This window comes from Halalkalibaculum sp. DA3122, assembly GCF_043951865.1.
In the GTDB taxonomy this organism is placed as follows: domain Bacteria; phylum Bacteroidota; class Rhodothermia; order Balneolales; family Balneolaceae; genus JAMQKA01.
This window is the reverse complement of the sequence record NZ_JBINJF010000002.1, coordinates 106,580-129,426: the sequence shown is the minus strand read 5'-3', so window position 1 is coordinate 129,426 and position 22,847 is coordinate 106,580. Positions and strand designations below refer to the sequence as shown.

At 51.5% G+C, this 22,847-nt stretch carries 17 protein-coding genes; 7 read left to right on the top strand and 10 right to left on the bottom strand.

Annotated elements, in window-relative coordinates; all coding sequences use genetic code 11:
• Window positions 1-8: 8 nt before the first annotated feature.
• The 4 genes from ACG2F4_RS02340 (at window position 9) to ACG2F4_RS02325 (ending at window position 4,348) form a co-directional block, all read left to right on the top strand.
• Window positions 9-716: a 50S ribosomal protein L25 gene (locus ACG2F4_RS02340; protein ID WP_395257914.1), complete on the top strand. Its 708-nt coding sequence runs from the start codon at window positions 9-11 to the stop codon at window positions 714-716.
• 42 nt (window positions 717-758) lie between these two features.
• Window positions 759-1,316 carry an aminoacyl-tRNA hydrolase gene (gene pth / locus ACG2F4_RS02335; protein ID WP_395257911.1) on the top strand — a complete coding sequence of 186 codons (558 nt, stop codon included), beginning with the start codon at window positions 759-761 and terminating at the stop codon, window positions 1,314-1,316.
• A gap of 40 nt (window positions 1,317-1,356) precedes the next feature.
• Entirely contained in the window at window positions 1,357-3,549 is a 2,193-nt protein-coding gene (locus ACG2F4_RS02330; protein ID WP_395257908.1) for a sodium-translocating pyrophosphatase, read from the top strand.
• A gap of 136 nt (window positions 3,550-3,685) precedes the next feature.
• Entirely contained in the window at window positions 3,686-4,348 is a 663-nt protein-coding gene (locus ACG2F4_RS02325) for a hypothetical protein (protein ID WP_395257906.1), read from the top strand.
• A 223-nt stretch (window positions 4,349-4,571) separates the two neighbouring features.
• Here the strand turns inward: ACG2F4_RS02325 and ACG2F4_RS02320 are convergent, their stop codons facing one another.
• Window positions 4,572-5,333: an SAM-dependent methyltransferase gene (locus ACG2F4_RS02320; RefSeq protein ID WP_395257904.1), complete on the bottom strand. Its 762-nt coding sequence runs from the start codon at window positions 5,331-5,333 to the stop codon at window positions 4,572-4,574.
• A gap of 182 nt (window positions 5,334-5,515) precedes the next feature.
• Between ACG2F4_RS02320 and pyrF the strand changes: the two genes are divergently transcribed.
• Together pyrF and rnhA are read left to right on the top strand one after the other, a co-directional pair.
• Window positions 5,516-6,358, top strand: coding sequence for an orotidine-5'-phosphate decarboxylase (gene pyrF / locus ACG2F4_RS02315; RefSeq protein ID WP_395257902.1), 843 nt, complete (start codon window positions 5,516-5,518; stop codon window positions 6,356-6,358).
• Window positions 6,351-6,803, top strand: coding sequence for a ribonuclease HI (rnhA, locus tag ACG2F4_RS02310; RefSeq protein ID WP_395257900.1), 453 nt, complete (start codon window positions 6,351-6,353; stop codon window positions 6,801-6,803). Before pyrF ends, rnhA begins: the two co-directional genes overlap by 8 nt.
• A gap of 69 nt (window positions 6,804-6,872) precedes the next feature.
• Here rnhA and tsaD read toward each other — a convergent pair whose 3' ends face one another.
• The 9 genes from tsaD to ACG2F4_RS02265 all read right to left on the bottom strand — a co-directional run bounded on the left by tsaD (window position 6,873) and on the right by ACG2F4_RS02265 (window position 19,773).
• Entirely contained in the window at window positions 6,873-7,859 is a 987-nt protein-coding gene (tsaD, locus tag ACG2F4_RS02305) for a tRNA (adenosine(37)-N6)-threonylcarbamoyltransferase complex transferase subunit TsaD (RefSeq protein ID WP_395257898.1), read from the bottom strand.
• 138 nt (window positions 7,860-7,997) lie between these two features.
• The gene (dnaK, locus tag ACG2F4_RS02300; RefSeq protein ID WP_395257896.1) at window positions 7,998-9,953 is read right to left on the bottom strand and encodes a molecular chaperone DnaK; all 1,956 of its coding nucleotides are present in this window, start codon (window positions 9,951-9,953) and stop codon (window positions 7,998-8,000) included.
• 87 nt (window positions 9,954-10,040) lie between these two features.
• Window positions 10,041-10,466, bottom strand: a complete 426-nt coding sequence (locus ACG2F4_RS02295; RefSeq protein WP_395257894.1) for an Hsp20/alpha crystallin family protein — start codon at window positions 10,464-10,466, stop codon at window positions 10,041-10,043.
• A 148-nt stretch (window positions 10,467-10,614) separates the two neighbouring features.
• A complete protein-coding gene (aroA, locus tag ACG2F4_RS02290) occupies window positions 10,615-11,901 on the bottom strand; it encodes a 3-phosphoshikimate 1-carboxyvinyltransferase (RefSeq protein WP_395257892.1) in 1,287 nt (428 codons plus the stop codon).
• A gap of 4 nt (window positions 11,902-11,905) precedes the next feature.
• Window positions 11,906-14,896, bottom strand: a complete 2,991-nt coding sequence (locus ACG2F4_RS02285; RefSeq protein WP_395257890.1) for a tetratricopeptide repeat protein — start codon at window positions 14,894-14,896, stop codon at window positions 11,906-11,908.
• A gap of 106 nt (window positions 14,897-15,002) precedes the next feature.
• Window positions 15,003-15,674 (bottom strand): CBS domain-containing protein, encoded by a 672-nt coding sequence (locus tag ACG2F4_RS02280; protein WP_395257888.1) that lies wholly within the window; start codon window positions 15,672-15,674, stop codon window positions 15,003-15,005.
• A gap of 37 nt (window positions 15,675-15,711) precedes the next feature.
• Entirely contained in the window at window positions 15,712-16,950 is a 1,239-nt protein-coding gene (gene hflX, locus ACG2F4_RS02275) for a GTPase HflX (RefSeq protein WP_395257886.1), read from the bottom strand.
• A 97-nt stretch (window positions 16,951-17,047) separates the two neighbouring features.
• Window positions 17,048-17,647, bottom strand: coding sequence for a hypothetical protein (locus ACG2F4_RS02270; RefSeq protein ID WP_395257884.1), 600 nt, complete (start codon window positions 17,645-17,647; stop codon window positions 17,048-17,050).
• Complete coding sequence (locus ACG2F4_RS02265) at window positions 17,644-19,773, bottom strand: BatA domain-containing protein (protein WP_395257881.1); 2,130 nt, start codon at window positions 19,771-19,773, stop codon at window positions 17,644-17,646. Before ACG2F4_RS02265 ends, ACG2F4_RS02270 begins: the two co-directional genes overlap by 4 nt.
• Window positions 19,774-19,913: 140 nt before the next feature.
• Here ACG2F4_RS02265 and ACG2F4_RS02260 point away from each other — a divergent pair, with 140 nt between their 5' ends.
• Window positions 19,914-22,562, top strand: a complete 2,649-nt coding sequence (locus ACG2F4_RS02260; protein WP_395257879.1) for a hypothetical protein — start codon at window positions 19,914-19,916, stop codon at window positions 22,560-22,562.
• The last annotated feature ends 285 nt before the right edge of the window (window positions 22,563-22,847 follow it).

Here is a 22,847-nt window from a genome sequence, read left to right as displayed (position 1 = left end):
TTAAAATTATGATTACGCCAGAAGTAGTTACCCTAAAGGGAAAAGTAAGAGAAACCGGACGTAAAGTGGCAGATGCCCTCCGCGATTCTATGAGAGTTCCTGCCGTCCTCTACGGACCTGAAGTTGAAGAGAATGTCCATTTCTCTATTGATGAACTTGAGCTCGAAAAAATTCTTTCCAACAGAAAGCGTCAAATCATCGAACTTGAAATCGATGGCACGACGTACCGAACACTCCTCAAAACCACCGATTTCCACCCGGTCTCGGATCGGGCCGTTCACGCCGATTTTTATGTGCTCGACGACGACCACAAGGTAACCCTCAGCGTCCCCCTCAGGCTGACGGGGACCGCCATCGGGGTTACGGATGGGGGAGGCCGCGTATTCCAGCCGATGCATATCCTCAGAATTCGCACCTATCCCGACAGAATACCGGGTGAATACAGCGTGGATATCACGGAACTGGCTATTGGCGATTCGGTCCACGTACAGGACCTGGAGCTCGAGGGCATTGAAGCTCTCGACGAGGGCAGCCGAACAATTGTGACCGTCGTACCTCCGAAATCCGAAGCCCTGCTTACATCTACACTCGTTACCGAAGAGCCTGCTGAAGAAGAGCTTGAAGAAGGTGAAGAACCTGTTGAAGGCGAGCTTGAAGAGGGTGAAGAGCCCGCAGAAGGCGAAGAAGAGGATGGCGAAGAAGAGGATATTGAATAAAACGTATCCATCACCTGTACTAAATAACTATATGTTGACCCCATGCCCGTAATTGTTGGCTTAGGTAATCCCGGCAGAAAGTACGCCGGCACCCGTCACAATATCGGGTATGAGGTTATTGACAGGCTGTCCGATCGCCTTTCTGTCAGCCTGGGGCCTGGGAAGGGCCCTTTTCATATCGGGGACACTCATTATCACGGACACAAATTACGGCTGGTAAAACCGACCACCTACATGAATAAAAGCGGAGACGCTGTTGTTCAGGTACTCAACTGGTATAAAACTGAGATCTCCGAATGTCTGGTGTGTTACGATGACCTGAACCTGCCTGTAGGTGCCATTCGAATACGTCCCGGGGGCAGTGCCGGCGGACATAATGGAATCAAGGACGTCATCAACAAGGTTGGAACCAAGCAGTTTCCACGCCTCCGGATCGGCATAGGAGACGACTTCCGCAACGGTAACCAGGTGGGATATGTACTCTCGAAGTTTTCAGATGAAGAGCGGCAACTTATGGATGACACGCTGGATCGAGCTTGCGATGCCGTGCTTACATTTGTAGAGTATGGCATAGATACTGCGATGAATAACTATAACTAAATCTTAACAACGCTAACTACCAGAAACCTAAACCGTAAACATGAATACACTCATAACCTATTTAGTACCTGCAGCAGGGATCATTGCGCTGTTATATACCTACCTGAAGTCTTCCTGGGTAGGGAAACAGGATCCCGGTACCGAAAAAATGTCAAAAATAAGTGCTCACATTCAGCGGGGCGCCATGGCGTTTCTCAAGGCCGAGTACAAAGTACTGTCCATTTTTGTAATCTGCGTAGCCATCCTGCTGGGTGTAACTGCAAATCCTGAAACCTCTCACTGGCTGATTGCAGTTTCATTTGTTGTGGGAGCTTTCTGTTCGGGCCTGGCCGGATTCATAGGCATGAGAGTGGCGACCAAAGCTAATGTGCGAACAACAAATGCCGCCCGTAACAGCCTGGGACAGGGCCTTAATATCGCATTTGCCGGTGGTTCGGTCATGGGTCTTGGCGTTGTTGGTTTGGGCGTTCTCGGCCTTGGCGTGCTGTTTCTTGTTTTTGGCGATATGTTCGGCATCGGAAATGCTGCCACTGTCAACAAGGTGCTGGCGGTTGTTACCGGGTTCTCTTTCGGGGCCTCTTCCATCGCTCTTTTTGCTCGTGTTGGCGGCGGTATCTACACCAAGGCGGCAGATGTTGGTGCAGACCTTGTCGGTAAAGTTGAAGCAGGAATTCCCGAGGATCATCCCCTGAACCCCGCCACTATTGCAGACAACGTTGGGGATAATGTAGGGGACGTTGCAGGAATGGGCGCTGACCTGTTTGAATCGTATGTCGGCTCTATTATTGGCGCCATGGTTCTGGGCGCGGCATTTATTGGACTGGACGGCTTTGCAAGCGCCAACACCTTTGGAGGACTCAACGCCGTTCTTCTACCGCTGGTTCTTGCCGGAGTCGGTATACTGACTTCCATCCTCGGAACGTTTTTCGTACGGGTCAAAGAGGGCGGCGATCCCCAAAAGGCACTAAATATCGGAGAATTTGTTTCCGCCGCTGTCATGCTGGTGGCTTCGTACCTGCTCATACACTGGATGCTGCCAGGCAGCTGGACGTTTAACGGAATTGAGTATACTCCCGGTGGCGTCTTTTGGGCCACCATTTTCGGTCTCGCGGCCGGACTCCTCATCGGGCTTATCACTGAACACTACACCGGTACCGGCACCGGACCCGTCACCTCCATCGTTCGGCAGTCGTCCACGGGGGCGGCAACCAACATTATTTCCGGGGTAGGCGTTGGCATGATGTCAACCGCTATTCCGATCGTCATTATCGCAACTGCCATTATTGGTGCTTACCACCTGGCCGGTCTCTACGGAATTGCTATTGCTGCTGTGGGAATGCTCTCCAACACCGGGATCCAGCTCGCTGTAGATGCCTACGGCCCGATCTCCGACAACGCCGGGGGAATTGCAGAAATGTCTGAACTGCCGGGCGAAGTGCGCGAACGTACCGACAAACTTGATGCCGTTGGCAACACCACGGCGGCTATCGGTAAAGGATTCGCTATTGGATCTGCAGCCCTTACGGCACTTGCTCTTTTTGCAGCTTTTATCACTTCCTACGAAGCGGTAAATCCGGGTGCGAACATATCAATCAGCGTTACCAACCCGTATGTCATGGCTTCCCTCTTTATCGGAGCGATGCTCCCATTCCTGTTTTCCGCCCTCTCCATGAACGCAGTGGGCCGGGCAGCCATGTCGATGATTGAGGAGGTCCGCCGCCAGTTCAACGATATTCCCGAATTACGCGCCGGCCTTGATGCCATGAACAACAACAAAGGTGAAAAACTGGAAAACTGGCCAGAGGAAGACCGCAAAGCGTTTGAAGCGGCAGACGGCAAGGCGGAATATGAGAAATGCGTCGCCATTTCCACAACTGCCTCTATTCGCGAGATGGTCGCTCCCGGCGTACTTGCCGTTGCAGTTCCCGTGGCATTCGGGTTTCTGGGAGGACCTGAGATGCTTGGCGGACTGCTGGCCGGTGTTACCGCCGCGGGCGTACTGATGGCCCTGTTCCAGTCTAATGCCGGCGGCGCCTGGGACAACGCCAAGAAGATGATTGAAGAAGGCTTTGAACACAATGGGGAAATACTTGGAAAAGGTTCGGAAGCTCACAAAGCCGCCGTTGTAGGCGATACTGTCGGCGATCCCTTCAAGGATACTTCCGGCCCCTCCCTGAATATTCTCATCAAGCTCATGTCTGTTGTGGCTCTCGTTATCGCAACCATGATCTAAGTTGAAAATATACCTGTTTTTATCGCCTCGTCGCGTTACCGCGGCGAGGCTTTTTTATTTGATTTACCGCGTACCTTGTATTTCGTATTTTGGAATCTGCAGACACATCAAAATATCTAACTGGTTTAACAACGTTATGGCTGACATTTTCAAGCTTTTTTTCGAACACGATCTCCGACTTGACAACCTGAGAGAACGACATACCGCAAAGAATCCCGAAACAGGAATCTCTATTGAAGATTTTATGACTCCGGATCCCACCTACTCCAAATTCTATTTCACCGGTACTGTGCTCAAAGAGGAGAAATTTGGCCTGAACACGCTCAGCAATTATAACGAGCTTCTGCTCTGCCTGGAGGATGCTTTCCACGACCTGTACTTTATCACGGCATACGGTACAAACTCCAGTCTTGGAGAAGCCCTTCAGCGAATTTCCATCGGTGAGGCTATCCTGATCAGTCCTAAGCCTGAAACCGATTTCAACCCGCCGGACCTGCACGTAGACCGCAACTCAAACGTGGGGCATTTCAAGGAAGAGCTGAGCCAGGTGTTGGAAGCAGGCTTGCTGGTTCTCTATAAGGAGAAAGCGCACCATGGATTTGACCTGCATCTTTTTTCGCGGGAAAATATCTATGAAAAGCTATTCTATCCTCTCCGGGGGCTGGTAAACAGCACCTTCCGCTTTTTCAGCATCAATAACAAGCGGATCGGTTCAGAACGGAAGTTTTATTTTGAGACGTGGACGCTTGACAAACCTCCCCATGGAGTCGAGGAGGTTTCAGCTGAGACGGTTTTGTAACCTATCCCGGAGCGCAGGAACCGATAATTCAACCTTTTAAAAATCGACCGATTCCGAGAGGGCCTTGCAAAAGACTGAATTCCTTGTTCTGAGGGAGTTGCACTCCCGTTTAAAGGTCAATACGCTCGGTGGTACAACCAGCTCCCAACAACACAGCAGGTCCTGCAAAGATCTCTCCAACATTATTTCGTTTTCCCGGCTCTCTCTCGTAAAACCATTTCGCTTATTCCAGGTGACTCACAATCATCAGGCGGGGACTGCTTTCAGGATCGAACCTGTGGCCGTGATAATCGCCGTACAGGTGATCGATCTGTAAGTTTCGCTTCTCAAATTCCTTTTTAAACCAGTCCAGTTCATAAAGCTTAACTCGCTCAGAATACTGTTTCTTTCCCTTGATGGGTCCCCCGGAAAACTCAATATCCTTGATAATCGATCCGCGGCTGATATACCGGTGCACTTTAAAACTGATATCCCGGAACCGTCCATGATCTGTTGGCTGGAACGTCTTTTTCACCTTGTTTGAATTCATATAATCCAACACGAACATTCCGCCGGGATCCAGCATCTCGGTGACGCTGTCCAGCACGCGGGTATTTTCCTCATCCCTTGCAAAATAGCCAAAGGTGGTGAAAAGGTTTACGATCGCATCAAACTTCCGGGGCAGTGGGTTGCGCATATCGCGGACCTCAAACCGGATCTTCAGCCCCATGCGCTTCGTTTTCTCACGAGCCGTTTTTATCGCCTCTTCAGACAGGTCAATTGCCGAGACCCTGTAGCCCCGCTGAGCCAGGCTGATTGCATGACGTCCCCGGCCGCAGCCCAGATCCAGTATTTCGGAACACCCGCTCAAATTGAGCGTTTTTTCCAGCAGGTCGATCAGCTGTTTAGCCTCCTCTTCATCACGGTTTGCATACAGCTTTTCATATAGTGGGCTGTCGAACCACTCTTCAAACCAATTCGCTGTTTTCTGCAGTTCTTCTTTCATAGAGGGCTGAATATAATGATTACACCTGTATTAATTAATGCGAACTTCAGGAAGATATTTTAGATGACCAGAGACTGCGTACGAACTGTTCATCCTTGAAAGCAGTAGCCACCACAAGGTAAATACAACTCGAATTCGTAGCACAGTATTTGTACCTTCTACTGGAATTTAATATCAGAATTATGGCAACATTCAGCGATAAAATAAGGCAGTCGATCGGGGCGGCCGGTTCTACCCTTTGTGTCGGGCTTGATCCCCATCTCCACCTTTTGCCCTCGCACCTGGCGGAGGAGTTCCCGGATCAAAACGAGCGCGTGACCTATTTCTTGAAAAAAGTTATAGATATCACTCATCCCTACTGCGCTGCATACAAACCCAACCTTGCTTTTTTTGAAGCTCTTGGCAGGCAGGGGCTGGAGACCTTTTCGCAGGTTCTGGAATATATTCCCACAAATAAAATCGTCATCGCCGATGCCAAACGTGGCGATATCGGCTCCACTGCCGCCAACTACAAAACAGCATACTTCGACCACTGGGATGTGGACGCCATAACGCTGAATCCCCTCATGGGTTTTGAAACACTTGAATCCTATTTCAACTACCCGGAAAAAGCGATCTATGCCTTGACGCTCACCTCCAATCCCGGTGCTGCGGACTTCCTGGAAAAACCATTCGCGGGATATCGTTCAATGGCGGAATATATCGCTGCCAACCTCGAGCGACACCAATCCAACAGCAAAACGGCATTGGGACTTGTAGTCGGGGCTACCCAGCCCGCGCATCTTGAATCTGTGCTCTCCCAACACCGCACCTCTCCACTGCTGATTCCCGGTGTCGGTACACAGGGCGGCACAGTCGGGGAGCTCGTATCAGTACTGAAAGATCACTCCGGCATCCCCTTGGTGTCCTCCAGTCGCAGCATCCTTTTTGCGGGCGGCGACAGTACGAACTGGCAAGAAGCCGTGCTGGAAAAGGTCACTTCATACCGAGAACAGCTAACTCCCATAACGGAACGATATGCCTGACCCCAAAAAACCTTTTGTATTAATTTATACTGACGGCGCCTGCAGCGGGAACCCGGGCCCGGGGGGCTGGGGCGCTCTGCTCAACTGGAACGGCAAGGAGAAGGAGCTCTCGGGAGGCGAACCTGATACTACCAATAACCGGATGGAGATGCGGGCCATTATCGAGGCGCTCAAGGCCCTCACCAAACCGTGCAAAGTGGAAATCCGAAGCGACAGTGCCCTTATTATCAACGCCTTTAAACAGGGCTGGATTGACAGCTGGCAGAAACGGGGATGGCGAAAAGCCAATAAGAAGCCGGTGGAGAACCAGGACTTGTGGAAAGAGATGCTCAAAGCGATGGAACCCCACGAGGTCAAATGGACCAAAGTCAAGGGACATGCCGACGACGATCGAAACAATTACGTAGACGGATTGGCGGTCGAGGCCTCAAAGCAGTTTCAGTAGGTCATGGGTCTTGGGTCTTGGGTCTTGGGTCATGGGTCATGGGTTTCACTCACCACCCAAGACCCACGACTACCTTAATTGCGCGAATGGTTTTAAATTCATATCCGAAAATTTACCGCGCTCTGCCAGCATTGCTCCAGTTATGGCTATCATTGCCGCGTTGTCGGTACAGTATTCGATCCGGGGGATATGTATGTTCAGCTCTTTTTCCCTGGCCAAATGCCCGGTTTTCTCCCGCAGCATGGAGTTTGCAGACACCCCCCCGGCCAGTAAAACCGTTTTCACCCCGGTCGCTTCCACCGCCCGGGAAAGCTTTTTCACCAATACTTCTGTGATCGCGTGGGAGACACTGGCACAGATATCGTTCAGATGTTCGTTCACAAAGCGGTCATCCTTCTCCTGGAGATAATACAATACAGAAGTTTTCAGGCCGGAAAAACTGAATTCCAATCCACCGTCCAGCATCGCCTGCGGAAAATCATGAAATGATGGATCGCCTTCTTTGGCCTTTTCATCGATCACCGGCCCCGCCGGGTAAGGGAGACCCAGAATTTTCCCAATTTTATCAAACGCTTCACCGGCGGCATCATCGCGGGTTTTACCCAGCATGCGGTGCTCGAAAGGCGCGGTCACATGCACCAGGTGCGTATGTCCTCCGGAGACAGTCAGGGCTACAAAAGGATACTTGGGCTTCTGTTCAATGAAGTTCGCATAGATATGCGCATCCATGTGATTAACACCGATCAGCCTCATCCCCCTTGCAAGTGCCAGGCCCTTGGAAAAGCAGAGCCCCACCAGCAACGCCCCCATCAGACCGGGTCCCCGGGTCACGGCAACAGCTTCTATCTCATCCAATGAGATGTCTGCCTCGTCCAGGGCTTGCTGTACGGTCCGCCATATCGTCTTATGGTGGGCCCGCGAGGCCAGCTCGGGGACAACCCCGCCATACTGCTCATGAACTGTTTGTGAGGCGATAACATTGGATTTGAGGCCATCAGAAGTATAAACGGCGGCCGCGGTCTCATCGCAGGAGGATTCAATACCGAGAATAATCATGTGTGTTACGTATTGCGTATTGCGTATTGCGTATTGCTTAAAGGCTCGCCAAAATACACGGTACGCAATAAAATAAAAAGCCCCGAATCCCGGCGGACGCCGAAATTCAGGGCTAAATCTTCATTAAATATTAGTCGCTTACTTATCGTCTTCGTCTTCGTCGACCACCTCGAAATCGGCGTCAACCGCGTCTTCTCCTTCATCGGAATCCTCAGCCTGTCCCTTTTGACCGTTGCCCGGACCGCCGGCAGCCCCTGCGGCTCCGGCAGCTCCAGGTCCTCCTGCGGCCTGTTGCGCGGCCTGATAGATCTCCTGGGAGGCTTCATTCCAAACTTCGTTGAGATGCTCCATGGCCGATTCGAGCTCTTCCATGTTCTCTTCCTGCCGAACCTTTTCTACCTTGTCGGCTGCTTCTTTGATCTTCTCTTTGTTTTCGTCAGAGATTTTGTCTTTGTGCTCGTCAAGCTGCTTTCGGGTTGAAAAGACGAGGTTATCCGCTTCATTGAGCTTTTCAGTTTTTTCTCTGATTCGCTCATCCTCTTTGGCATGCTCTTCCGCATCTTTTTTCATCTTTTCGATCTCCTCTTCAGAGAGTCCGGAAGACGATTCGATACGGATGCTCTGCTCTTTGCCCGTGCCCTTGTCCTTGGCGCTTACATTCAGCACACCGTTGGCATCGATATCGAAGGTTACCTCAATCTGCGGGACACCGCGCGGGGCCGGAGGAATTCCATCCAGGTGGAACCGGCCGAGGGTGCGGTTGTCTTGCGCCTTGGCACGTTCACCCTGCAACACGTGGATCTCCACGCTGGTCTGGTTGTCAGCAGCTGTGGAGAAGGTCTCGGTTTTGCTGGTCGGGATGGTGGTATTGGCCTCGATCAGCTTTGTGGATACGCCCCCGAGCGTTTCGATACCGAGGGTAAGCGGGGTCACGTCAAGCAGTACCACATCGTCGACATCGCCTGACATTACGCCTCCCTGGATGGCCGCTCCGATCGCAACCACTTCGTCGGGGTTGACACCCTTGCTCGGATCTTTGCCAAAGAACTCCTTGACGACCTCCTGGATCTTCGGAATCCTTGTCGATCCGCCAACCAGGATAACCTGGTCTATCTCGTCTTTCGTAAGACCTGCATCATCAAGAGATTTTTTGCAGGGATCGATTGTTTTCTGAATCAGATCGTCGATCAGCTGCTCAAACTGGGCGCGCGTGATATCGATATTCAGGTGCTTGGGACCCGAATCCGTGGCGGTAATAAACGGCAGATTCACATTCGTTTTCTGCGAGCTGGACAGCTCAATTTTGGCTTTTTCAGCCGCATCTTTCAGCCGCTGCATCGCCATCGGATCCTCACGCAGATCGATGCCCTCATCCTTTTTGAACTCTTTGGCCAGATGGTCGATCAGGCGGGAGTCGAAGTCGTCGCCGCCCAGGTGGGTATCGCCGTGCGTGGACTTCACTTCAAAAACGCCGTCACCCAGCTCAAGGACCGACACGTCGAAGGTACCTCCACCGAGGTCATAAACAACGATTGTTTGATCCTGATCTTTTTTGTCAAGGCCGTATGCCAGTGAAGCGGCCGTCGGTTCGTTGATAATACGTTTTACATTGAAACCGGCAATTTCACCCGCCTCCTGGGTGGCCTTACGCTGCGCATCGTTGAAGTAGGCCGGCACCGTAATAACGGCATCGGTCACCTTTTCTCCGAGGTATTCCTCGGCAGTCTGCTTCATCTTTTGCAGCACCATCGCAGAAATTTCCTGCGGGGCGTATGTTCGGTCTTCAATTTTGACGCGGGCCGTATTGTTTTCGCCTTTTACGATTTGGTAGGAGGCCTGCTTGGCTTCCTCCTTCACCTCATCGTAAAATCGGCCCATAAACCGCTTGATTGAAGAGATCGTTTTATCAGGATTCGTAATCGCCTGACGCTTTGCAGGGGCACCGACCAACCGCTCTCCTTCTTTGGAGAAGGCAACGACAGAGGGAGTCGTACGCCCACCTTCGGAGTTCTGGATAACCGTGGGTTCATTGCCCTCCATCACGGCTACGCAGGAGTTGGTGGTACCTAAGTCAATTCCTATGATTTTTCCCATAATATTAATGTTCCTTTTTGGTTATGTGTTTAATTTTCTTCAAACAGGTATTCAATTTCTTTTTGTGTAGTACCGGTAAAGATTTCCTCATTTAATCGGAATCGATTGCGTGTCATTGAGAACTTCCGATTTCGGCAGTGTAATACTTAACACTCCATTCCTGAGCTGTGCTTCAGTCTCGGCGGTGTTGACGTTCTCAGGCAGCGCAAATGACCGGGAAAACACTCCGGATTTGCGTTCCTGCCTCCGGTAGGATTCCTCCTCCGAAAGCTGGTCAGCCCGTTCGCCTTTGACCGTTAACACATGCTCTTTCAACGCAATATGGATCTCCTTCTTCGACAAACCGGGAAGGTCCAGCAGAATTTTAACCTGCTCTTCACTTTCTATGATGTCACACGCGGGAGTGAAATCATGCCCCTGGTCTTCCAGCGGGACGATCCGCTCCACAAAATCCTGAATATCCTTTCCCAGCTTGCTCAATTGTCTTTCAATATCAATTACAAATTCACTCATAAGCTTTTCCGCTTGTTCAGTTTCACAATATTATGAGCAATCACAATGCCAAGGGATAGAGGAATCCCCGTTTTATGACGTATTGACATTAAAAAGAAATGAGGCCGCGGTATTTGTCAGAATTGCGGACGAATAACGGGCGGTGAGCTCAATTCGTCAGGAATTGCAGGTCATCCCAGAAGGAGGGATAGGAGATGGCCGTACACTCGGCTCCGAGTACCGTACTTGGGCTGTCGGCAAGCAGGGACAGTACGCCGGCCGCCATTGCAATGCGGTGATCGTGGTAGCTGTTGTAACGGGCCGGACGAGGAGTGAAGTCCGGACTGCCGTTGATTTCGAGACCGTCCTCGTATTCCGTAAAGTCGGCCCCGGCATTTTCCAATATCTCTGCCACCGCATTAAGGCGATCCGTCTCTTTGTGTCGCAGCTCTTCAGCGCCCGATATACGGGAGACCCCATCCGCAAAAAGCATGGCAACAGCCAGTATCGGCAGCTCATCGATACAGTTGGGCACGCGTTCGGAAGAGATGGTAATCGGCTTGAGCTCGCTGCCGGCCACCGTTATGTCGCCCACAGGCTCCTGGCCTGCCCGGCGCTCCTGCTCAATCCTGATGTTGGCTCCCATCTCCCGAAGGATATCCAAAAAAGCGGTGCGCGTGGGATTAAGCCCCGTACCCGGGAGCTCAATCTCTGCCCGGGGATGTATAGCTCCCGCCGCCAGCCAAAACGCCGCCGCCGAAAAGTCTCCCGGAATGGTGTAACTCTGTTCCGGGATCACATCCTGCCTGCTGCTGGAAATAATGCGTGTATTCCCCGCCTGTTCAATACCCAGCTCCAGCAGGCGTTCGGTATGATCCCTGCTCGGGATCCGCTCAATAACCTGCGTGGGCTCTTTTCCAAAAAGGCCGGCCAGCAGTACACATGATTTAAGCTGGGCACTGGGAATCGGCAATTCGAAACGTAGTGGGATGAGGGATCCCGGGCGGCTGATACTCAGCGGGGCGTAGTCATCCTGGCGGGCTTTAATCCTGGCTCCCATCTTCTCCAGCGGATCAATAATGCGGCGCATCGTCCGGGCGGAGAGCGACTCATCGCCCACCAGCGTACAGCTGAGACCTGCGCCGGCCAGTATTCCCGACAGCAGCCGCATGGTGGTGCCTGAATTTCCACAGTCCAGATCTTGCTGTGGGTCCCGGAATCCATCTCGTCCCACCCCGTGCACTGTTAGTGTTGAACGGTGCTGCTCAATCTCCACGCCCAGCGAACGAAAGCAGCTAACGGTGCTGTGGGGATCGGCCGCTTCCGAAAAGTTTTCGATCGTGGAGACCCCCTGGTGCAGGGCGGCAAACATAACCGACCGGTGAGAGATTGATTTGTCTGGAGGAGGAGCAATCGTGCCCTTGAGTTGTGCTGCCGGTAAAACCTTCTGATCCATCTGTTTAGTTTGCGTTGAGCATCTGTTTAGCTTTTTCTGCTTCCGGGGTTCCCGTATAATTCTCCATGATGGCGTTGAGCGTGCTTCGCGCCTCTCCGGTATTGCCCAGTTGAATATAACATTCCGCACTTCTCAGCATCGCTTTGACGACCCATTCATCAAACGCCTCGTACAGCACGCTGACGTTGGAATAAGCTTCCAGCGCCTGCTTGAAATTTTGCTGCTGCTGAGCCACATAGCCAAGCAGGTACTGCGCTTCCGCCCCGATTTCCGTGGTGTTGGATTCAGCCACGAGCCCCAGCAGATCGCGGGCCTCCGAGTAATTCCCCTGCTGGAGCTCCACTTTACCCAGCCCCACCTTTGCCGGGTCATAGTCGTTATTTACTTCAAGAGCCGCCTCATAATGCTTGCGCGCCGCATCCACATTACCCATGGCCAACTGCGACCGCCCCATGCCGACGTGTGCTTCCATGCTGAAATCCGATCGTTCATTCAACAACTGCTCGTAGTACTGAAAGGAGGTGGAATACTCGCCGCGCTCGTAGTAGATGCGGGCCAATGCAACCAGTGCTGAGCCCATCTGTTCAGAGTCGGAATAATTTTCTATAATCGCCCTGTATGAGTCGATCGCATTTTGAATCTCTCCGGTCTGTTCATACGCATTGGCCAGGCTGAAATGAGCCTCGGGCAGCAGGTTCTGATTATTGGTAATCCGGATATACTGGCGAAACTCCTCTATGGCGCCGGTGTAATCTCCCGACTGAAACAGGTTTTCGGCTTGCCGGTAACGAAGTCGATCTGCCGTTGACGACTGGGGGTGATCGTCGAGGAAGCTCTCCAGAATCGCCGAACTCGAATCCTGCTGTCCCGATGAGAGCTGGGCGTATTGTATGCCGTTGATCGCCTCGATCAGGTAATCGCTTTGGGGATAGTCCTCCAATACTTTTTTATACGCGGCTATCGCTTTTTCGTAATCCCCGGCGTTGTAGTATGCATCACCGATATTATACTGGGAGCGGGCCGCCCAGCTGGTATTCGGGTACTTGTTAATAGCGGCCTGAAACTCATCAATCGCCTGGGTATAATTCCCGGTATTCAGGTAGATATAGGCGATATTGTACTGCGCCTGCTCCCGGAGCTGGGTATAGGGATATATACGGAGAAGCCGGCGAAAGGTGGTCACCGCTTCATACGTTTGGTTGGCCCGGTAATAGCTGTTGGCCACCTGGAACATCGCATAATCTCCTCCGGGCTCGGCCCCGATCGCCCGTTTGTAGGTTTCAATGGCCTCATCGTACTGGTGGGACGCGTAGTAGGAGTCGCCCAGCCGCAATATCGCATCCGTGTCATACGGGTAAAGTGCAATGGGTGGCGGATCATACTCCTCCAGGAACCGGGTAAAGGGGTCGATGGCGTTCTGGTACGCGCCGTTGTTAAAATAGCTCCACCCCAGGGAATAGCGTGCGGCCCCGTTCAGCTCATGGTCCGGGTATCGATTTACAAAGGCCGAAAACCGGTCGCTGGCCGACCCGTACTGTCCCATCTGGTAGTAGCAGTCGGCACTCCAGAAAAGGGCCTCTTTACCGAGATCGCTGTTCGGGGCTTCGTTGTAGATACTCTCAAACACCGGCTGAGCCTGCTGATACGCCTGGTTGCGATATTGTACCCATGCTTTCTGGAACCGCGCCTGGCGTTTTACGTTGTCCTCGATATCGGTAAGTTGTTCGGCCTCCTCAAATGCCTGCAGGGCGCGGGTATATTCTTTATTGGCATAATATGCCTCCCCTAGCAGGGTATACACCTTTCCCGCCCAGTCCAGGTCATCGTCATTGCGGACAATGGTGAGCAGCGTTTCAATCGCCTCGGCATAGATTCCCATCTCGTAAGCTGTTACAGCCCACTCGTAATACGCCTCCTCTACCCAGAGACCTTCGTTGTACTGTGATCCGAAGTTGCGGAAAGTCTCGATCGCCTGGTCGTACCGCCCGCCCAGTTTTTCATTTACCGCCTTGTAATAGAGCGCCTTGCGGGCCGTTTCGTCATCTCCCTGCGCCGCCTTGCTGAAGGAGTCGGCCGCCCAGTGATAAATCTGCTGCTTGTGGTATATCCACCCGAGACCATAATGGGCAATGCGCACCCGATCTGTCCCTTTGTTCATGTTGATATACTGGAGATAATATTTTGAGGCCTCATCAAAATTATTCAGGTAGTTGTGGCTTTCCGCAATCAGGTAGACCGCCTTTGAACGCAGCTCATCCTCGAGGTAGGCCATGGCGTTGTCAAGAGCGGTTATCGCCTCTTTATATTTTCCCTGCTGGTAATAGGATTCTCCCAGGGCCGTACCGATACGGCGGGTCATCTCGTGGTTGGGGTAGCGGTCTTTGAGCACCTCAAAAGCGATGGAGGAGGAATCAAATTTGCTGTCACTCAGATAAAGCCTGCCACGCGAATAGAGTGCTTTTGGCGCCCACTCCGACTCGGGATACCGGTCGGCAAGCCTCAAAAAGTAGTTGCGGGCCTGATGGTTATTCCCGTTTAGCACCGAAGTTTCCGCAAGCCAGTAGTGAATCTGTGCACCCTGCCGGTCGTGCGGCTTATGCTGCAGCGAACGCTCATAATACCGTAATGCTTCTGTATAATTGCTGTCTGCTTCAGATGCGCTGGCAAGTTCAAACAGCAGCTTTCGGGCAAATTCGGTATTGGGATACTCCTGTATATACTGCTCATAATTGTGTTTTTTCGAGGCGGGATCGAGGCGGGCCTGCGCACGGATACGATAGAATTCGGCCGATTTTCGCAATTCATGGCCGTGATATTTTTCACCAAACTGTGCAAGCAGGTCAGCCGAGTCGTCATACAAGCCCCTGTCAAACAGGGTTATCCCTTTTTGATACAGGGCTTCAGGAGAGTCCGATTTCTGCTGACCTGATACAATGACCGGAAACAAGATGAACAGAAGGATGGAGAAGTAACAAACATTCCGGATCGAGATCATTCAGATTTTGGTGCCTTTTGCTTTATGGTTTTGTATAAAATATACCAACTATACGAAAAATGTTCCCAGATTTAAAGAGGAATCAATCCAAAAAGAAGTGAATAACCTACATATCAATATATTTAAGTAATTCATCGGCCCGGTTTTCCATATCGAACCCGAATACATCTCTGCTGATATCGTCAACAATCACATCATAATCATGGCGGCGCAGCGCCGACGTTATGCGGGAGGCATCTCTCAGATTGATCTTGATGGAAATTCTGAACGTTCCACCCTCAGATTTTGGACGCTCCACGGAAAGAGCCAGGATTTTGGCCCCCTCCACTTCGATCAAATGGATAATTTCGGACAGTGAAAAATCGACCCTTTCCAGCTGTATGGTCAGTATCGCGCCGTTCGTCACCAGATTCATTATATCGGGAAGCGTTTGCAGGATATGCTGCTTTTCTATCGTCCCGAGAAACGTGATCTCCTCGTCAACGACCGGGAGCAGCTGCAGCTCATACTGCAGCATCAGCCGGGCCGCCTCAAAAATATGCTGGCGGCTGAACACCTTCACCGGTTCATCCAGCTCCAGGGTTGCAATGGTGGCCTGCGGATCTTCCTTTTCCCGCAACTGCGAACCGCGAACCTGGCCGATCAATTTTTTTGTCGTCGGGTCCACAACCGGCAGGCAGTCGATCTCCAGCTCCTGCATCTGCTGTAAAGCATCGGTAATGGTATCTTGCCCGCTGAGTGGAGCTATATCGGTGTTAAGTATATCTGCTGCCTGCATATCTGCATCGTTGGTTAATGGAACTATCTACTTCTATTTAAACAACTGATTCGGGAGAGTCAATATTATCCAACAAGTTTTCCAGCCGCATAAAATCTTTTTTTGAAATGCTGAAGGTTATCTTCACGTTTGCTCCCACATATTCTTTAGAATGAATATGGGCTTCACGATGCAGAAACGCCACTCCTTCATATTTTGCGGCGGGAATTTTCATCGTTTTTTTGATGTAGTCTTCTTCGATCAGGACTTCAATCTGCTCTTTGAGCTTTCCGATGCCGATACCCCGTTCCGCCGACACAAATATGGCATCCGGGTAGGCAGATTTAAGCTCTGCAATTCGGTGGGGCTGCAGTTTGTCAATTTTGTTAAAAGCCAGGATTCCCTTTTTGTCCTTCGCATCCAGGTCTTCGAGTGTATCCCGGACCACTTCAATATAATCCTCGATCATCAGCGCCGAAGCGTCTACCAGGTGAATAAGAATATCGGACTCGCGCACCTCGTCGAGGGTGGACTTGAAGCTTTCAATCAGGTTGTGGGGCAGCTTCCTTATAAAGCCAACCGTATCGGATATCAAAACCTCGTGGTGACCGATATTACAGCGGCGCACGGTGGAGTCGAGGGTGGCAAACAGCCGGTCTTCGGCCAGGACTTCCGTATCGGTCAGGGTATTCATCAGCGTTGACTTGCCGGCATTGGTATATCCTACCAGGGAAACGCGAATCATTCCGGAGCGACCTTTTCGCTGCGTCTGGCGCTGCTGGTCCAGCTTGTCGAGCTTGTCTTTCAGCGTGGTAATGCGTTTGTCGATCAGCCGGCGGTCCGTTTCAATCTGGGTTTCTCCCGGTCCCCTTGTGCCGATCCCCCCCTGCTGCCGCGAAAGGTGGGTCCAAAACCGGGTAAGGCGGGGCAACAAATATTGCAGCTGGGCGAGCTCAACCTGGGTTTTTGCCGCAGAAGTTTGCGCCCGCGTGGCAAAAATATCGAGAATCAGTCCACTGCGGTCAAGCACCTTTGCTTCTGTTTCCCTCTCCACGTTGCGGATCTGTGTGGGAGAAAGATCGTCATCAAAAATAATAGTTTCCAGGTCATGTTCGCCCACCATCCGCCGGATGGTGCTTAACTTCCCTTTACCGATATAGGTAGAGGGGTCGGGATGGGTCCTGTTCTGCAGGATAGTATCAATCGGTATGCCTCCCGCCGTTTTGGTAAGCATGCCAAGCTCTTCGATATATTCCTCAGCTACCACTTTTGGCGTTTCCGGGCCATATACGCCCACCAAGAGGGACCGTTCTTGTATTATGTCGGATTTTTTTAAGTCTTCTAACAAAAATATGCAGGTGTGAGTAACGTTTTTGTCAATGTAACATAAGGTATCACTTCAAATCAAACTGTTCCAGATCAAAGCTGGCTGTATTATAACAATTTATCTGTCTTCCGAGTTTATGCGCCAGCAGTTTATGGAAGTCCTCGAGATGTTTTTTGGGTACATCCAGCTCCAGCCTGACAAACTGGGTGTCCTGGTCTACTTCATCCTCCTTGTATAAAAATATATATTTCTGATATCGATCCTGATCCTGTTCCAGGTAGTCCCGAATTTGGTACCACTGCACAGACTGGGAAGGGTCATTAATATTTTTGACAATGCCGTTGTCGGTAATATACCGCTTTGAAGCCAGGTAACTGTTGACAAACCAGCCGCCGCTCATCCAGACATAGAGCAAAAAGCCCACCCAGTGCGTGGCCGATCCCGTGTGGAATGCCAGGGCGAAAAGTCCCAGGCTGAAAAAAAGAAAGAGGGTTGAAAACAGGGGATACCCGTTCAGCTTTCCTGCATTCCAGCTCAACCGTACATTGCGCAGTCGATACTTATTCAACAAAGTGGCTGCAGCCATGACTGTTGCCGAAAAGGCAAAAGTGGCAACCAGCAGGATAATAAAAAATCCCGGTTCGACAGGTAGTGATGATTCGTTCATGTTATGGACTCTGCCCTGTAGAGCTTTGAAATGAGTGTTTCGGCGACCAACAGTGCCAATGCAGCCCAGATAAACCAACTCCAGATTTCCCGCCCCATACCGGCGGACTGCAACTCGGCAACCAGGTTGTCTTGCGAGAGCTCATTCGTATTCAATACGGTGGTTATAGTTACGGGGATTTCGGAAAAATTTTCAAGTTCTTCTTCTGATAATGACTGAAAATCGGACTCTGCCACCTCTTGATTTACGGCAACCAGGCGCTGCTGATCACCCGCGCTTATCTTGAGGAGACCCGGATTCCATTCCCTTCCTGTGTATTGAACGGAAACACCGTTGGGTATATTTTGCACTTCCGGCTTGTATGTGAAGTCATTTAGTGATAATTCCACGGATGGGTTGGCCAACACCCCGTTCCAGGCGAATGTGCTGCCCAGCTCATGGCTGTTGAGCCCGCCCTGTTCAGAAGCCGAGGCATACAGTACCGACCGGAAGTAGATCGGCGCAAAAAGCGCGTTTACCGGGAAATTGGACCATCCGGGATCGGCACCCAGCGTTGAAACCAACAGCCGCCCGTCGCCAAAACGTTGTTCAACCAAAATTTCATCCTCCGTCGTAGATGAAAGTATGGTATACGTTCCGGTGCCGGAAGCCTGCTCCAGCTCGTAATAATAAAACAGTTCGGGAAGATCTACCTGTATCTGCTCATCCTCCTCTTTCTCGAACATCCCTTCCAGGATCGGGTGCCCCTCTACCAGCCCGGCTACTCTGCCCACCGGCTTAAAACTGGCATACTCACCGCGAATTCCAGTAAACCGGCCGGCATTAAACAATCCCAGGAAGCGGTTATAGTTTTCAATACTTCCCTGCTCTGACGGTAAAAAGAGCAGTCCCTTCCCGTTTTGCACATATCGCTGCAAGTCCTCGCTCCAGTATTCGGGAATCTCCTCCAGCCCGTCCAGGATAATCACATCATTCTGCAGCCAGGTTGACTGGTCTACTTCCTCCGGTTGTTGGCGGGTAAACTCAATCTGGGTATTGGCGCGCCGGGCTGCCTCCAGCGCCGGGCGCAGGTAGGAGACAAACTCCGAAGCCTCATCTTCCGAATCGCTGATTAACAACACCGTTCGGGTCTCAGGAATCCTCAGCACAAAATAGCGCTCATTGTCGTAGCTGATCTCATCCCCTTCAATCACAACTTTTCCCGCAATATCCCCCACATTTTGAGGTACAATTTCAAAACCGAGCTGTCTTGTTTCCCCCGGATCCAGGTTAACCTCATACTGGCCCACCATGCGGCCCTCCACTTCCAGGGAAACGAACTGGTTTGCAGCTCCCGCATCTCCATAATTACGCACCTCCACCTGCAAGGTAACAGGGGTTCCCTGGCTGAGCATCCGCGACTGAAGCTCTAAATCCGCAACAGCAACATTGGGCTGGCTGGAGGCCCCGAGGGTTATAATCTGCAGTCCCACCCGCCTGCTTTCATCCAGTTGCAGGTCATCCAGCTCCTTCAAGTCGTCCAGCTGGCTTTTCTGGGCATCAGTGATCAGGTAGATAACGGCGTGCTGCATCGCCGAATTCTTGAGCTGATTGGCCACCATCTCAATAGCATGATTGATCTGGTTACCCGTATTCGTCACAGAAATCTCCTCAATCAGGTCCAGCGCACGCGCCCCATTCACCATCTGCGCGCCCTGTTCTGAATGGTTTGTACCCGTAACAATAAACCGGTCGTCACTCTTTGACTGCTCGACAACCTGCTTTGCCACTTCCCGGGCCTGCTCAAAAAAAGGTCCCTCCGCCCCAATACGGTTCATACTGGGACTGTTATCCATCAACAAAACAGCGAGCTTGGGTTCATTGGCGTCCGATGCACCTCCCAGTGTGGGACTCAGCAGCGGTCTCGCCAAAGCCAGGGCCAGCATTAACACGGCCAGCACGCGCAGGGCCAGCAAAATGTACTGTTTGATCCGAATCTTGCGAATGGTACTTTTCTGCAGCTCTTCAAAAAAGGCGAGCGTTGAAAATGAGACCTTCTGCGGGCGCCTTAGGTTAATGAGGTGTATGACTACGGGAATAGCCACCGACAAGGCCCCCAGCAAAAAAAAGGGATTCAAAAAATTCATTTAGTTTTAAAATTATTACTTTTGAGCTGTCTGATTTGCAAGTAACAGTTTCGAAACTTTTTTTCGTTGTTGGTATAAGCTATAAAATAAAACATCCTATTCCCTAACATTATTTCACTGAATTTTCAATTCCATTTTTTATGAAGAAGTTTGTTCTTCCTGTTCTTTGCACAGTGTTGACGCTCGTACTGCTTTCGTGCCAGGGCCTCCCGGAAAAGCACTGGGTAACATCGATTCCGCAAACGACGCCTGCCGTTATTATTCCCTCTGAAGAACTTTCTCCCCGTGAGATGCTTGAGCAGGACTATACCCCGTTTGTGGATGACATCACCTCCTCGGCTCTTCAGCTTGTTTCCGAAATCGACTCCTACCCCACCGTCAACCTCCGGGTCAACGCCCTTGCACTCTATCCGGGCGCAGATGATCAGTTACAACCCGTATGGCTGATCCAGGCTCCCGACCAATTTGCAAAAAACCTTCACCAAACGTTTTACAAGGATTTCACCCAAAACAGGTACAATTTTCACCAGCAGGTCATCTATACACTCCACGTCAAAAACCGCGTGATCTATGCCAGCCAGCTACACGGCCTGTTGATTCTCTCAGAATCGAGCCTGGGAATTGAAGATGCTATCCGCGCATACCTGGGCCGGGTACCATCCATCCAGCTTGACCCTGCAGAGCTTCGGCCCTCCTCACTGGTATTGAACACTCCATCCCTGGACCGCTGGATTGAGCAACTCGCAAAAGTTGAATATCGGCCGTCCATCAAGGGAGCCTTCCGCGGAACCGGGCCTGTTGTACTTGATCTGGAAACCCTTTCTGACGAAGAGGAGAACAGCCAGTACCGCTTTACCGGGAATATTCCCCTGGCTGAAGATGACCGGACGGGGTTGGTCGACGCTTTCTCATCCCAAAATGCTCCCATCTCGCTCGACCGGTATATTTCGGGCAACGCCTCGTCATTCGGTATCTTTCGTCTCCCCCCCCGTACGGTTCCTCCGGATTCCGTTCCCAACAGCACCCGGCTGGATTCCCTTTTAATGGCGGAAAGTGGACCGTATTCCGCGCTTGCCGCAACCCTGAACGCCGAATTCTCCATTGTTACCTATACCGAATCGGGATTTCTTTCTACCGGGGAATACCTGTTTTTACGCAAATTGCGGGACCCCGCAGATCTCGCCGGCCAGCTCGATGACCTCGTCTCGCGGCAATTTATACAAAAATCCGATGACACCTATTTTATTCAAAGTCAGGTACTGGGAAGCCTGATCGGCTCCGAGCTCTGCAATTACACCGATTTCTACCTGAATATCACCGGTGATGCGGTCGTCATATCAAAACGGAAAGGACTGGCAGAGATCGTTGAATCTGACCGCAACCGAAGGCGGGTGATCTACTATGATCAGAATTACATGGACATACGAAGCAATCTGCCCGAAGAGGTGAGCGGCTACCTTTTTGCCAACAGTGATTTCTACGATTTCATCAGCACCTATCTTGATCCGGGAACCTATGTGAATGCCATTACCTCCCAATTCAATCAGCTGACAGCCTCATTCCAGCTGCAAGAAGAGCAGCAGCTGGCATTTGAAATGCGCACCTATACACGCCAACAGAGCGATATTCCCTATGAAGAGCAGTGGTTGTTTCCCACCGGGGGCGCTGAACTATCCGGGGCGCCGGTCCTTTCCGACCTGAGGGGCAGTGCACGCAATGAAATCATATTTGCCACCACTTCGGGCAGCGTGTACGCCCTGGCCTCTGATGGTACTACCGTGATGCAGGCCAGTACCGGGAACGATGAACCCGTCGGCTCTCCCGTGGTATATGACTGGTATGGCACCAACCAGCAGGTGATATTGCTAGCGGCGGGCAACAAAATCTACGGGTGGAACGACACCGGATCTACTCTCCCAAAATTTCCGTTTGAGCTTACCGAGACTATCACTACGCCTCTCACCGTAACCGATATCGACCAAAACGGTTTGCCCGAAGCGGTAGTGGCCACCGCCAACCGGCAGCTTCACGCGCTCGACGGACGCGGAGAAAACATCAGCGGATGGCCGGTAACTACCAATGCCGTGATCCGCAGCAAACCGGCCGTTGAGCTTTTCAGGGGTGGAATCGGGGTAGTGGCATTCTCGGAAAACGCCGTTCATGCCTGGAACCAGGATGGCTCTCCCAAGGCCGACTTTCCCAAGTTCGTTAATGCTTCCCTGAACGGTTCACCCGTGCTGCACAAGGGGAACATCCTGGGAGGGGCCGCCGATGGATATCTCTACGCGGTGGGCGGGGAGCCGCTGTTTCCCGACTCCGTTGACGTGTACAGCAACCGGACGGAGACGGACGAACTGCAGGCTGTGTATGTCTCCAACAGTGCCCTCTCCGGTACGCCCTCCCTCCATTCTGCTTCTGTACAGATAGACGAGGATCGGACTGTCTCCGAAGATATGATCCTGACCATGAGCAGCAACGGCTCCCTCTTTTTGATCAATGAACAGGGACAACTGCGGTTTACGGCAAGCATGGGGCAGCCGGCGGCCCAAAATTTCTCCCCATTTATCACCGATATCAATGGTGACGGCACGGATGAGATTATCGGCCTTGCCAGTTTCGGACGGCTGTATGCCTGGCAGGTACGTGACGGGGAGCGCCTCTATTCGCTTCCTACTAGCGGCATGCAGTATCCTGTGGTTACCGACCTGGACGGGGATGGCTACAAGGAACTGATTGCCCAAACCAGCGAGGGCGTACGCAGCTGGACGATATACAGGACCAGTGACTAGATGGCAGAGACTATTGGTTTTAGATTTCGTTTCAAAGTCATTTTTTGGAAATACAGTATTTTGGGTACTGCGTGATAAATAAAGAGGAGGATACCTGTTCTCGCATTACATACCACGAATTATGTATCTGGCATCTGCGCAACTCCACCGGGCTGTTTGGCGAGGCCATAAAATTAAATAAATTCTCTATTGAATTTACCCCCGCAAGATCCCTATATTTGCACTCCAATTGAAATGGTGCCGTAAGTAGTTGAGCAGCTGGAGGGTTGAATAGAAATTTTATGC